This is a genomic window from Sphingomonas sp. Leaf23 (genome assembly GCF_001421585.1).
Lineage (GTDB): Bacteria > Pseudomonadota > Alphaproteobacteria > Sphingomonadales > Sphingomonadaceae > Sphingomonas.
In genome coordinates, this window is the sequence record NZ_LMKR01000003.1 from 337,276 (window position 1) to 350,058 (window position 12,783).

Annotated in this window: 13 protein-coding genes; 3 read left to right on the top strand and 10 right to left on the bottom strand. The window is 68.1% G+C overall.

The annotated features are described in order from the left end of the window. Positions 1-53: 53 nt before the first annotated feature. The 9 genes from ASE67_RS09915 to ASE67_RS09955 all read right to left on the bottom strand — a co-directional run bounded on the left by ASE67_RS09915 (position 54) and on the right by ASE67_RS09955 (position 9,333). A complete protein-coding gene (locus ASE67_RS09915; RefSeq protein WP_055760194.1) occupies positions 54-626 on the bottom strand; it encodes a hemerythrin domain-containing protein in 573 nt (190 codons plus the stop codon). Further along, positions 623-1,930: a tRNA (N6-isopentenyl adenosine(37)-C2)-methylthiotransferase MiaB gene (gene miaB, locus ASE67_RS09920; protein WP_082457050.1), complete on the bottom strand. Its 1,308-nt coding sequence runs from the start codon at positions 1,928-1,930 to the stop codon at positions 623-625. The genes ASE67_RS09915 and miaB overlap by 4 nt, the downstream gene beginning before the upstream one ends. Positions 1,931-1,976: 46 nt before the next feature. Further along, entirely contained in the window at positions 1,977-3,668 is a 1,692-nt protein-coding gene (locus tag ASE67_RS09925) for a long-chain-fatty-acid--CoA ligase (RefSeq protein ID WP_082457051.1), read from the bottom strand. 63 nt (positions 3,669-3,731) lie between these two features. Further along, positions 3,732-5,429, bottom strand: coding sequence for a GGDEF domain-containing protein (locus ASE67_RS09930; RefSeq protein WP_235511865.1), 1,698 nt, complete (start codon positions 5,427-5,429; stop codon positions 3,732-3,734). An 81-nt stretch (positions 5,430-5,510) separates the two neighbouring features. Beyond that, positions 5,511-5,807 (bottom strand): hypothetical protein, encoded by a 297-nt coding sequence (locus ASE67_RS09935; RefSeq protein ID WP_055760197.1) that lies wholly within the window; start codon positions 5,805-5,807, stop codon positions 5,511-5,513. A 97-nt stretch (positions 5,808-5,904) separates the two neighbouring features. Continuing rightward, positions 5,905-6,747: a S1/P1 nuclease gene (locus ASE67_RS09940; protein ID WP_055760200.1), complete on the bottom strand. Its 843-nt coding sequence runs from the start codon at positions 6,745-6,747 to the stop codon at positions 5,905-5,907. 45 nt (positions 6,748-6,792) lie between these two features. Next, positions 6,793-7,188: an SMU1112c/YaeR family gloxylase I-like metalloprotein gene (gene gloA2 / locus ASE67_RS09945; RefSeq protein WP_055760203.1), complete on the bottom strand. Its 396-nt coding sequence runs from the start codon at positions 7,186-7,188 to the stop codon at positions 6,793-6,795. After that, the gene (locus ASE67_RS09950; protein ID WP_055760206.1) at positions 7,185-8,123 is read right to left on the bottom strand and encodes an isoaspartyl peptidase/L-asparaginase family protein; all 939 of its coding nucleotides are present in this window, start codon (positions 8,121-8,123) and stop codon (positions 7,185-7,187) included. Before ASE67_RS09950 ends, gloA2 begins: the two co-directional genes overlap by 4 nt. 31 nt (positions 8,124-8,154) lie before the next feature. After that, positions 8,155-9,333, bottom strand: coding sequence for an acyltransferase family protein (locus ASE67_RS09955; protein WP_055760209.1), 1,179 nt, complete (start codon positions 9,331-9,333; stop codon positions 8,155-8,157). An 84-nt stretch (positions 9,334-9,417) separates the two neighbouring features. Between ASE67_RS09955 and ispG the strand changes: the two genes are divergently transcribed. Further along, positions 9,418-10,542, top strand: a complete 1,125-nt coding sequence (gene ispG / locus ASE67_RS09960; protein ID WP_055760212.1) for a flavodoxin-dependent (E)-4-hydroxy-3-methylbut-2-enyl-diphosphate synthase — start codon at positions 9,418-9,420, stop codon at positions 10,540-10,542. A gap of 98 nt (positions 10,543-10,640) precedes the next feature. On the opposite strand, the gene ASE67_RS09965 is transcribed toward ispG, so the two are convergent. After that, complete coding sequence (locus tag ASE67_RS09965) at positions 10,641-11,279, bottom strand: DUF1345 domain-containing protein (protein WP_055760214.1); 639 nt, start codon at positions 11,277-11,279, stop codon at positions 10,641-10,643. A gap of 243 nt (positions 11,280-11,522) precedes the next feature. Between ASE67_RS09965 and ASE67_RS09970 the strand changes: the two genes are divergently transcribed. Next, positions 11,523-12,416, top strand: a complete 894-nt coding sequence (locus ASE67_RS09970) for a DMT family transporter (protein ID WP_055760217.1) — start codon at positions 11,523-11,525, stop codon at positions 12,414-12,416. Continuing rightward, positions 12,413-12,766, top strand: a complete 354-nt coding sequence (locus ASE67_RS09975; RefSeq protein ID WP_055760220.1) for a TfoX/Sxy family protein — start codon at positions 12,413-12,415, stop codon at positions 12,764-12,766. The genes ASE67_RS09970 and ASE67_RS09975 overlap by 4 nt, the downstream gene beginning before the upstream one ends. Positions 12,767-12,783 lie beyond the last annotated feature (17 nt).

The following is a 12,783-nucleotide window of genomic DNA, read 5'->3' on the forward strand; positions in this document are numbered from 1 at the left end:
CAATTTGGTTGCCGATACAATATATCAAATTGCTGATTTATTTGTTCAACCGTTCATCCGACGCGACGTTCGCCATGTTCGAGCATCGCGGGGATCACCAGATCCTCTTCATCGGCGAGGTGGCGTAGCAGCAGGGCGGTCAGCGTCGCAGCGTGGGCGGCGTGTTCGTCGGCGGCGCGCGCGTCACGCTGCGGCTGGTTCAGGCTGGCGAGCAGGCCGCGCGCGCTGCCGACCGTGGTTTCCAGCGCGGCGTGGATGGCGTGGTGATCCGATTCCAGCAGGTCGAAGCCGCGCTGCATGCGCGGGTCGAGCGCGCGGAACTTCGGGAAATAGACCGCATCCTCGATCCGGTGATGCCCGTCGAGATGGCCGAGGAACTGGTTCAGCGCAGGCACGAAGCGCTGCGGAAAGGTACGGGCGTCGAGCCGGTCTTCGCGAAAGTCGGCGATGATGCTCTCCACCGCCGCGCCCTCGGCCCGCAGCGACTGGTGGACGTGCAGCCAGAAATTGCACAGCTCGCCGAAATTGACGTGCTTCGCCCAGTCACCCTTGGGATAGGCGCTGCGCAGATAGGCGATGTCGTCGGGAATGCCGTCGCGCGCCGCCAGCGCGTGCGCGTCGGTCACGCCGCCGCCCGCACCCGTTCGACCCCCGACAGCGATACCGGGCCGGCGGCGACGATCTCCACCTCCACCATGTCGCCGATCCGGGCGTCGGTGTCGAAATGGACCGATTGCAGCCACGGCGACTTGCCCAGCATCTGTCCGGCATGGCGCCCGGCGCGTTCGACCAGGACCTGGCAGGTGCGGCCGATGGTCGCGTCGTTGAACGCCTTCTGATCGCGCAGCAGCGACGCCTGCAACCGTTGCAGCCGGTCGTCCATCACCTCCAGCGGCACTTCGCCGGCCATGTCGGCGGCGGGGGTGCCGGGGCGGGGGCTGTATTTGAAGCTGTATGCCTGCGCATAGCCGACCGCATCGACCAGGCGCAGCGTCTCCTGAAACTCCGCTTCGGTTTCACCGGGGAAACCGACGATGAAGTCGCCCGACAGCGCGATGTCGGGGCGGACGGCGCGCACCCGGTCGAGCAGGCGCAGATAGCTGTCGGCGGTGTGGCTGCGGTTCATCGCCTTCAGCACGCGGTCGCTGCCCGCCTGCACCGGCAGGTGCAGGAACGGCATCAGTTTCTCGACATCGCCATGCGCGTCGATCAGCCCCTGGGTCATATCGTTGGGGTGGCTGGTGGTGTAGCGGATGCGTTCGAGGGCGGGGAGGCGGTCGAGTTCGCGGATCAGCGCGTCGAGGCCGCGACCATCGGCATCGGTCCAGGCATTGACGTTCTGTCCCAGCAGCGTGATCTCGCGCGCGCCGCCATCGACCAGTGCCTTTGCCTCGTCCACGATCCGCGCGAACGAGCGGCTGATTTCGGCACCGCGGGTATAGGGAACGACGCAATAGGTGCAGAACTTGTCGCAGCCCTCCTGCACCGTCAGGAACGCGGTCGGGCCGCTGCGGCGACGGGCGGGCAGGTGGCCGAACTTCGATTCGGGCGGCATGTCGGTGTCGAGCGCGGGCTTGCCCGCCGCTGCGTCAGCGACCAGCTTCGGCAGGTTGTGATACGCCTGCGGGCCGACCACCACGTCGACCTTGGCGCGGCGGACGATCTCCGCCCCTTCGGCCTGCGCGACGCAGCCGGCGATGGCGATCATCGGATCGGCACCGTGTTTGCGCAGGCGGCCGATGTCCGAATAGACTTTTTCGGTCGCCTTTTCGCGGATGTGGCAGGTGTTCAGCACGACCAGATCGGCGGCATTCGCGTCGTGGGTCGCGGTCATGCCCTGCGCCGCCATCAGCTCGGCCATGCGTTCGCCGTCATAGACGTTCATCTGGCAGCCGAACGATTTGACGTGGAAGGTTTTCGGGGTGGTCATGGCCGCGCCCTTACCGGATTTGGGGCGCGGTCGGAAGGGTGACCGATCAGGCGCGCTCCCCCATGACCTCGGCGATCAGGTCCTTGCGGCTGAGCTTGCCGATCATCGTTTTCGGCAGGGTCAGGCGGACGACCACTTCGTCGACGCGTTCATGCTTGCCGAGTTGCGGGTTGAGCCACGCCTTCAGCGCCTCACCCGTGATCTCCGAATCCTCGGCGAGGGTCACATAGGCGTGGGGGCTTTCGCCGCGATACTCGTTGGGCAGGCCGACGACCAATGCCTCGCGGATGGCGGGGTGGTGGTAGAGGATGCGTTCGATCTCGCTCGGGAACACCTTGAACCCGCCGACCGCGATCATGTCCTTCAACCGGTCGACGATGCGGATGAAGCCATCGGCGTCGATGGTGCCGACATCGCCGGTGCGCAGCCATTTGGTGCCGTCGGCGTCGAGGCAGAAGGTCGTGTCGTCGGTGTCGGGCCGGTGCCAGTACCCACACATGATCTGCGGCCCCGCCACGACGATCTCGCCCGGCTCCCCCTCGGGCGCGGGTCGGGTCGGGTCTTCCTTGTCGACCAGCCGGACGCGGGTCTGCGCGATCGGCTGGCCGATGCTGCCGGCCTGTTGCGGGCCGGCATAGGGGTTACACGATACCACGCCCGAGCTTTCGGACAGGCCGTATCCCTCGACCAGGGTCGCCTTCGTCGCCACCTCGAAGCGTTCCTTCAGTTCGGGCGGCATCGGCGCGCCGCCTGAAATGCAGAAGCGCAGCGAGGAGAAGTCGGTCTGGGGCAGGCGGGGATGGTCGAGCAGCGCGCGGTACATGGTCGGCACGCCGGGCATGGCAGTGGCGCGGGTGCGGGTGATCGCGGCCAGCACCTGTCCGGCATCGAAGCGCGGCAGCATCACGATCTCGCCACCGGTCACGACCGTGCGGTTGAGGACGCAGGTGTTGGCAAAAACGTGGAACATCGGCAGCGCGCCGATGATGCGTTCGCCCGGCGTCGGGCCATCGGGGTCGAGCCACGCGACCTGCCGCGCATTGGCCGACAGGTTGGCATGGCTGAGCATCGCCCCCTTGGGACTGCCGGTCGTGCCGCCGGTATACTGGATCAGCGCGAGGTCGCGTTCCGGGTCGATCGTCGGCGTGCCGCAGCCGCCGTCATTGGCGATCAGCGCGGAAAAGGCGGTGACGCGGGGATCGGCGGGGCGCGGCGTCACCTCCTTTGCACGGAACCAGCGGTAGAAGAGCGACTTGGCCGGCGGCAGCGCACCCGCGACCGATCCTACGATCAGCCGTTCGAGCGAGCTGTTCTCCAGTACCTTCAGCGCGGTCGGCAGCAGGGCGGAGGCCGACAGGGTGAAGAGCAGCTTCGTGCCCGAATCCTCGACCTGCGCCGCAAGTTCTTGGGGCGTGTAGAGCGGGGAGAAGTTCACCACCGTCGCGCCGAGTTTGAGGATGCCGTAATAGGCCGCGACATAATGCGGCACGTTGGGCAGGAACAGGCCGATGCGGTCGCCCGGACCATAGCCCATCGCCGCAAGGCCGCAGGCGACACGATCCGCGCCGTTCTTCGTTTCGGCATAGCTGTAGTGGCGGCCGAGGAAATCGATCAGCGGGGCGTCGCCGCGACGGGCGGCCGATTCCTCGAACAGCGTCACCATCGACATCGGCGGTAACGGCGTCTCCCACGCGACGGGGTGGGCGTAGCGGTCGGGAACGGGGGCGGCGCTGCTCATTTACATGGGTGTAAGCAACGGTTGCGGCGCATGCAAGCCGGGTTGCGCCGCGGGTAATCGCTGTCAGGCGGCAATCGGCAGCGGTGCGGCACGACCGACGCGATCGCGCCCGGCGGCCTTGGCCTGGAACAGCGCCTTGTCGGCCATGCGATAGAGGCGTTTCCAGTCGTTCTCATCGGTCAGCGGGCCGTGGCAGATGCCGATGCTGCTGGTGATGCGCAGGTCGAAGGGCAGCCGCACCGCGCGGATGCTGGCCAGCATCACGTCGACATCGGGCAGCATCGCATCCTCGCCCAGCAGCGCGAATTCCTCGCCCCCCATGCGCGCGACCAGGACGCCGGGCAGCGCGTGGTAGCGCAGGGTGCGCGCGAACAGGCGCAGCACCTCGTCGCCGCCATCATGGCCGATCGTGTCGTTGACCTGCTTGAAATGGTCGATGTCGAACAGCATCAGCGTGCGCGTGCCTTCGGACGACATCGCACGGGCAAGGAAGGCGCGCCGGTTGAGCAGGCCGGTCAGCGGATCGGTATCGGCCAGTTCGCGGCTGATCGCTTCCTGCCGGATCGCCTCGTCGCGTTCGCGGCTCAGCATGCGCATGCGATAGGCGATGGCGACGCTGGCCAGCAGCGTTTCGATCGTCATCGCGAGGATCGTCGAATTATCGACCCAGAAGCTCCACGGCAACAGGCCGAGATTGTAGAGCGAGCGGGCGACCAGCATCCCCAGCGGCGCGGCCCAGCTGAGCGCGAACAGCGACAGATAGGCGCTGCGCCGCCGCCATGCCCGCACCAGCGCCGCCAGCACCGCGATCGGCGACAGCAGCATCGTCACCGAGAACAGCCGGTCCAGCATCGCCATCGCCTGGGGGCCGAACGCCATGAAGGCGAGGGCGATGCCACAGAACGCCAGGATCACCACGCGGATCGCTCGCAGCGGCCAGCCGTCCAGCACATGCGCTTCGAAGAAGCACGCGCAGAAGGCGAGGGCGGTGGCCATGCCGCAGCAGAGCATGATGTAGCTGAACAGGATGCGGCGGTTGTTCGACATTTCCGGCAGCAGCCACGCCATCGCGCCCGACGAACTGAGCGCATAGAGCAGCAGGCAGCCCAGCAGCGCGCAATAGGCGAGCTGGAAATCATGGCGCAGCACCCGCCACAGCGCGAAATTATAGACGAGCAGGCCCAGCGCCAGCCCGGCAAAGGCCGAATAGAGCGCGGCGAGCAGCACGTCGGAGCGGACGCTCTGCGCATCGGTCGCCAGCCGCGGGCCGAGCACGAGCCCGCGCATGTTGCTCGCCCCGTCGATCCGCCACAGCAGGCGGGTGAAGGGGGCGCCGGCGGGCACGAAGCGATGTTCGATCACCGCGCCCAGCCGCAGCCGCCGGCCGATGCCGAATTCGTCGGCGAACTGTCCGACGATCCGGCCGTCGGCGGCCTGGGCATAGAGCGTCATCTGGCGTTGCCAAAGACTGACCTGCCGCACGCGAATCGCGGCGTCGGCGTCGTCCGGGGACGGCAACGGGTCGGACAGGACCCAGAAATCGCCCGGCCCCAGCGTCGATTGGGGCTTGGTGCAGTCGAACCGGTCGGGACGCGCGAACATGCCCGCCGGGGTATCGCCCAGCCGAACCCGGCTGATGCAGGTCGCGATCGCGCGGCCGACATTGCCCATCGTGCCGGCCTGCGCATGGGCCGGCGGCGCCCACACCGATCCGATCGCCAACAGCAGCGCAATCCACAGCATGCGACCGATCCGGATCATGGCACCGGCTTCGCACCCGATGGCCGAATAAATGGTTAACCCCGGCTTCGGTTCGTCGCGGTCGCCGGGGCGGGCCATGGATCAGTGCGCGGCGACGATCGCCGTCGTCAGCCCGGCGCCGCTCGCCTGGCGGGCCACCGCCTGCATCGTCGCGGTACCAGTGCCGACCGGCATCAGCACGCGCGCACGCGATTTGCCGTCGCTGATGGTCTCTGGAAAGGTCGTTGCGCGGCTGGGGACCTGCGCACCCTGTTGCCGGACAAAGGCGGCGACCGCCTCGCTGGGTCCGGTTACCAGCAGTTCCGGCCCGCCGGTCGCCGGGCCGAAGCCGCAGCCGGTCAGCAACAAGGCCGCCCCGATCGTCGCGTAAAGTCGCATCCTGCCCCCAATCCTCGTCCGCCGCGTGGTCGCGGTCGGGTCGGGGGCCAAGCTGACACGGGATCGCGCGCGGCGCAATGGCCGCGCGGACAGCCGCTCAGCCGAGTGCTTCGTCGAGCAGCCGGGCGAGGCGCAGGCCGCCCTTCTTCACCTGATCCTGCGCGATCGGCACCAGCCGGGCGATGGTGGCGTCGTCGAGATGGACACGCTCCTTGCCCTTCGGCGCGCAGGCGTCGCCGCCATATGCCGGGGCATAGGCATAGTCGCGGCTGACCTCCCAGCTGTCGCGGCTCCAGTCCTCGACGCTGCCCGCCTGCACCGGCGCCCGTTCGGCGGCGGTGTAGGTGCGCAGGATGGAGGGCGGCGTGGTGATCGCGCGTTCGGCCAGCGGCCCGTCCCAGATCGAATGCAGGTTGAAGCGTTCGGGACCATAAACGCCGTAATCGGCCTTCACCCGGTTCCCGCCCAGGTCGCCGCGATCGCCGGCATGGAGCGGCATGTGCAGGTCGCCGACGAAATGGACGAGAAAGGCAAGCGCCATCACCTTTTCGCGCATCGGGACCTTCGGGTCCTTCAGCAGCTTCACGTCGCGTTCGACCTGCGCCGATACGCAATTGCCGTCCTTGCAGGCCGATTTCAGGTCGAACGGCTTGCACACGTCGACATTCTGGTAATGCCACGCATAGGCATAGCTGAAGCGTTCGCCGAGCGGCTTGACGCAATCGGCCCACACGCTTGCCTGCTCGATGGTGCGCGCGGGGCAGGTCGGCGTTTCGAGCAGCGCCTGATGTTGCAGGATGCGTTCGATCGCACGCCGCGTTTCGGGGCGCACGTTCAGCCGCGCGATCGTCGCCACGCTTTCATGGCCGAACTCCCAATAGGCATAGGCCGGGGAGGCAGCGAACAGGCAGGCGAGCGCGAGGAGCAGGCGACGAATCATGGAGTTCGGGATACCCGCTTTACCCGCCGCCGCAAGCGCCCAGCATTACGCGCGACGTGTTTCGTACAGTTCCAGCGGCAGGCCATCGGGATCGGCGAAGAAGGTGAAGCGCTGTCCGGTATGCTCATCGATCCGGATCGGCTCACACACGATGCCGTGGTGCGCCAGTCGCGCAACTTCCGCATCGATATCGACGACGGTGAAGGCGAGGTGGCGCAGGCCCAGCGCTTCGGGGCGCGAGGGGCGGGGCGGCGCTTCGGGAAAGGTGAACAGCTCGATCTGCGCGCCGGGGATCGTCAGGTCGCATTTCCATGACCGGCGCTCGGCACGCCACACCTCGCGGACGATCGCGAAGCCCAGCGCCTCAACATAGAATGCCTTCGACCGGTCATAGTCCGAGGCGATGATCGCGACATGGTGCAGGCCGGTAAGGCCACTCATCCTTCATCGCCATAGATTGCGACCCGGCGTTGTTCGCCCTCCGACACGCGGCCGCGGAACATGCCGGGCGTCGTCAGGCTCCACGTCGCATCGCCGTCGGGGCCGACGACGATGACGCCGCCGGTGCCGCCCATCGCCTGCGTTTCCGCCAGCACCGTGTCGGCGGCGGTCTGAATCGATTCGCCGGTAAAGCGGATGCGCGCGGCGATCTCATGCCCGACGCCCACCCGGATGAAGAATTCGCCCGATCCGGTCGCCGACATGGCGCAGGCGCGATCGTCGGCATAGGTGCCCGCCCCGATCAGCGGCGAATCGCCGATCCGGCCCCAGCGCTTGCCGGTGACCCCGCCGGTCGAGGTCGCGGCGGCGACATGGCCGGCTGCATCCACCGCGACCGCGCCGACCGTGCCATATTTCATGTCGACGTCGAACCAGCCATCGGGGTTCGCCTTCATCGCATCGAGCTGTGCGCGGCGTTCGGGCGTCATGAACCAGTCGGCATCGGCGGCCTCCACCCCTTGTTCGGCGGCGAAGGTGTCGGCACCCTTGCCCGCCAGCAAGACGTGGGGGCTGTGGTCCTTCACCGCACGGGCGAGCGTGACCGGATGGCGGCTGCGGGTGACGCCGGCCACCGCGCCGGCCGAACGGTCGCGACCGTCCATGATCGCCGCGTCCAGTTCGATGGTGCCGTCGAAGGTGAACACCGCGCCGCGCCCGGAATTGAAGGTCGGGTCGTCCTCCAGCACGCGCACCGCCGCCTCGACCGCGTCGATCGCTTCGCCCCCGGCGGTGAGCACCGCTTCCCCCGCGGCCAGCGCGGCGTCCAGCCCGGCACGCGCAGCGGCGTCGGTTTCGGCGCTGACCGTCTCGCGGGTCAGGATACCGGCGCCGCCATGTACCAGCAGCGTCCAGGGGCGGGGGGAATCGGTCGGCATGTCGTTGTCCTGCTTGGGCGGGCGGCCGGACCTAGCAGATCGCGTGGCTCCTGCCACCCTTTGGGGCTGGGGCCGGCACGCCGAGCAGGGTGCCGATGCCCGGCACCGCACGGGCCAGGACGTAGGCGAGGACGCAGGCGCTGAGCGTTGCCACGAGCAGCAGCGCGGCTTCGCTCCACGGCCCGAGCGCCAGCGGCAGGGTGAACCACGTTACCAGCACGATCACCGGGTGGTGCACGATATAGGCCGGGAATACGGCGCGACCCAATGCTCCCCTCCAGCGATGGTCGCGGTTGAGGTGGCGGTCGGCCAGCTGGAACAGCGTCACCACCATCGCCCATCCCATGACCGATCGCGCCGCCCGGTTGGCCGCCATGGCGAGGTGCGGCGGCACGACGTCGCCGGGATAGTGCAGCTCGACCGACACGACGATCCCGCCCGCGACCAGCGCCAGCAGCAGGGCCGGGGCGGCGTGGCGGTGCAGCGATCGCCACAGCAGCGGCCGCCGCGCGATCAGGAAGCCCAGCGCGAACAGCGGCAGATATTGCGAATGGCCGGCAACATCGTGCAGCAGCCCCTGACCCTCCGGCACCACGAACAGCGCGGCGAGGCGGATGCCGGTCATCAGCGCGATCGGTGCCCAGAGCAGCCGGGACCCCTGCGACAGCCAGCCCGCGATCCGGTCCAACCGCCGCGCGGCCCCCGCCGTCGCGACGAACGCGGCCAGCAGCATCGAATAGGTCCACAGATAGACGAGGAACCAGAGATGCTCCCAGCTGGGAAACTCCACCCCGTAAAAGCTGCCGAGGCGCCAGCCATCGACCATCCAGAAGCGCATATAGCCATGGGGGTAGCCGCCCTCCAGCACGCGCACCCACATCTCCAGCGGTACGATCGCCAGCATGCCGAAGGTCAGCGGGATCAGCAGCCGGCGCGACCGTTCGGCGGCGAACGCGCCCGGCGTCGCCGTGCGCGCCACCAGCGTCGCACTGGCATAGCCCGATACCGCGAACAGCAGCCCCAGCCGCCACGGAGTCACCGCCGCCATCGGCGCGATCAGCGCGCGATAGGCATGCCCGGTGGTCACGACCCAGTGCCACGGGCTGAACGCCATCGCGATATGGTACAGGATCAGCACCGCGAACGCACCGATCCGGAGCCAGTCCAGCCCGTAATGCCGCGACGATGCTGCCCCAACCCCTTCTGCCACCTGTACTTTCCCGTTCGACTTTCGCGTGACGCAATGCGGGGCTATACCGGGTGTTAAGTAACCCAATTGTTAGCGAGACCCATCATGTCGATCCGCCCGTGGCGCGATATCCACCGCCGCCAGAGCCGCAAGATCATGGTCGGCAACGTGGCCGTAGGCGGCGACGCACCGGTCACGGTGCAGACGATGACCAACACCGACACGTCGGATGCGGTCGCGACGATCAACCAGATCCGCCGCTGCGAAGAGGCGGGCGCCGACATCATCCGTGTGTCGTGCCCCGATGTCGAAAGCACCGCCGCGCTGCGCCAGATCACCCGCGCCGCGCGCGTACCGATCGTCGCCGACATCCATTTCCACTATAAGCGTGCCCTTGAGGCAGCCGATGCGGGCGCGGCCTGCCTGCGGATCAATCCGGGCAATATCGGATCGAACGAGCGTGTGGCGGAGGTCGTGCGCGCGGCCAAGGCCAATGGCTGCGCGATCCGCATCGGCGTGAACGGCGGCTCCCTCGAAAAGCATCTGCTCGAAAAATATGGCGAGCCGTGCCCCGAAGCGCTGGTCGAATCGGCGATGGACCATATCAAGCTGCTGCAGGACCACGACTTCCACGAGTTCAAGGTCGCGGTGAAGGCGTCCGACCTGTTCCTGGCGGTCGCGGCGTATCAGCAGCTGGCGGAAATGGTCGACTGCCCGCTGCACCTTGGCATTACCGAGGCGGGCGGCTTCGTCGGCGGGACGGTCAAGTCGTCGATCGGCATCGGGTCGCTGCTGTGGTTCGGGATCGGCGACACGATCCGCGTCTCGCTGTCGGCCGAGCCGGAAGAGGAAGTGCGCGTCGGGTTCGAAATCCTGAAGGCGCTGGGCATCCGCAATCGCGGCGTGCGCGTGGTGTCGTGCCCGTCGTGCGCGCGGCAGGGCTTCGACGTGATCCGCACCGTGCAGGCGCTGGAGGAGCGGTTGCAGCATATCCGCACGCCGATGTCGCTGTCGGTGCTCGGCTGTGTCGTCAACGGCCCCGGCGAGGCGCGCGAGACCGATATCGGCATTACCGGCGGCGGCAATGGCAAGCACATGGTCTATCTGTCGGGTGTCACCGACCACCATGTGCAGGACGCCGACATGATCGAGCATATCGTGAAGCTGGTCGAGGCGAAGGCGGCGGAGATCGACGCGGCGAGCGCGGTGGTGCCGCAGGCGGCGGAGTAACGTCCCGTATCCCCGCGCAGGCGGCGATCCAGGGTATCAAGCGGTAGCGCCTGTGGCTCTGGATCCCCGCCTGCGCGGGGATACCGGCGTTGCGGCGGTCACGATCCCCCCAGCACGTTCACGCTGAACGCCACGACGCCCAGGTTGAACACGAACGCGATCAGGCAATGCCCGGTCACCGTGCGACGCATGGTGCGCGAGGTGATCGATACGTCGGACGTCTGGAACGTCATGCCGAGCGTGAAGGCGAAATAGACGAAATCCCAATAGTCCGGCTCGTCGGTGCCGGGCATGTCGATCCCGCCGCTGTCCCTGCCGGCATCGTCGGCGGTGTAGAACAGATGCGCATAATGCAGCGCATAGATGGTGTTCGCGAAGGTCCAGGCGAGCAGCAGCGTCGCGACGACCAGCACGACGGTGCCCGCACTAGGCGCACCGCGCTGGCCCAGTTCGATCGCGATCGCGGTCAACAGGACGATGGCGATCGCCGCGCACAGCACCAGCAGCAGCCCGCGATTGGCGTCGTTGCGGATCGCCGCCTGCCGCATCCGCTCGGCCGAGGCACCCATCAGCGACAGGCACGACAGCAGGAACACGACCGCGCCGATATCGAACGCCAGCGGGATGCCGATCCGCCAGCCGAGCGCCGGCACCGACCAGCATCCGGCGGCAAGCGCCACGGCGGCAAAGGCGACGAAGCGGGCAGGGGCGAGGCGCTGGCCGAGGTGCAGGGGCATGGGGGGGATGTATCCTGCCAAGAGTGCGAGGCAAAGCTCCTCCCCACAGGGTGGGGAGGGGGACCGCGCCCGCGAGGGCGTGGTGGAGGGGGATGGCGGCATACGGAACGGCTGCGTACGCTGCGCCGCCCCTCCACCATCCTGCGGATGGTCCCCCTCCCCGCGCAGCGGGGAGGATCGGGTTGCATCCTGCCTCGACCCGGGCGACAGCAACCACCCCGCTCCCAACCTCGAAAGGTCCTCATGTCCGCCGCCCCGTCTTCGCTGCGCGCCTTCCTCGTCGCCGGGGCTGGGATCATGGTCTACACGGTCATGGACGCGCTGATGAAGCAGCTGTCGATCGACAGCGGCGCGTATAATGCGGTGCTGTGGCGGTCGGTGGCCGGGGCGGTGCTGTGCGGCGTCGTATTCGTTGCGCAGGGGCGGCGTTGGCCGGCATGGGCGGTGCTGAAGCTGCACATCGGGCGCGGCGTGGCGGCAGGGTCGTCGGTCGTGCTGTTCTTCTGGGGGCTGGCGCGGGTGCCGATGGCGCAGGGGGTGGCGCTGACGTTCCTCGCGCCGCTGATCGCGCTGTACCTGGCAGCGTTCTTTCTGGGCGAGACGATCCGCCGCGCGGCGATCGTCGGGTCGCTGGTCGCGTCAATGGGCGTCCTGGTGATCGCGGGCGGCGAGGTGCAGGCGGATGCGTCGACGCAAGCCGTGCTGGGCAGTCTCGCCTGCGTCGCGGCATCGATCCTCTATGCCGCCAGCCTGATCCTGCTGCGGCAACAGGCGCAGGCCGCCGACCCGCTGGAGGTCGCGCTGTTCTCGAGCCTCGTCATCGGCGTGATGCTGCTGCCCGCCGCACCGTGGCTGGGCGCGCTGCCGGCACCGTCGCAATTCAGTGCGCTGATCGGGGCGGCGCTGCTCAACATCGCATCGGTCATGGCGCTGGCCTGGGCCTATGCACGGGCCGAGGCGCAGGTGCTGGCGCCCGTCGAATATAGCGCGTTCGTGTGGGCGGCCATCGCCGGCTGGATCGTGTTCGAGGAGACGGTGTCGCTCTATACCGTGGTCGGCGCGCTGCTGATCGTGGCCGGCTGCATCGTCGCCGTCCGGCGGCGGGTGCCGGCGGTGCAGAGCGAGGCGGGGGCATGAGTGTCGATACCGCGCTGATCGACTGGGTAGAGGAGGCGATGGCCCCGATCGGCCAGGTCAGGTTTCGCCGGATGATGGGCGGGGCGACGCTGTATCTGGGCGGGACGGTCTTTGCGATCGTGCTGGACGATGCGCTGTGGTTCAAATCGGACGCGGTGGCCGATGCGACCTGGGACGCCGCCGGGTGCGAGCGTTTCACCTATGCACGCAAGGACGGGACGACCGCGACGATGAACTATCGCCGGGCACCCGACGACGTACTGGATGATGGCGATGCTATGCGCGAATGGGGCGCGCTGGCGCTCGAGGCCGGGCGGCGCGCGCCGGTGAAGCGCAAACGGGCGAAATAGGGCGGCGGCTGCTCGAA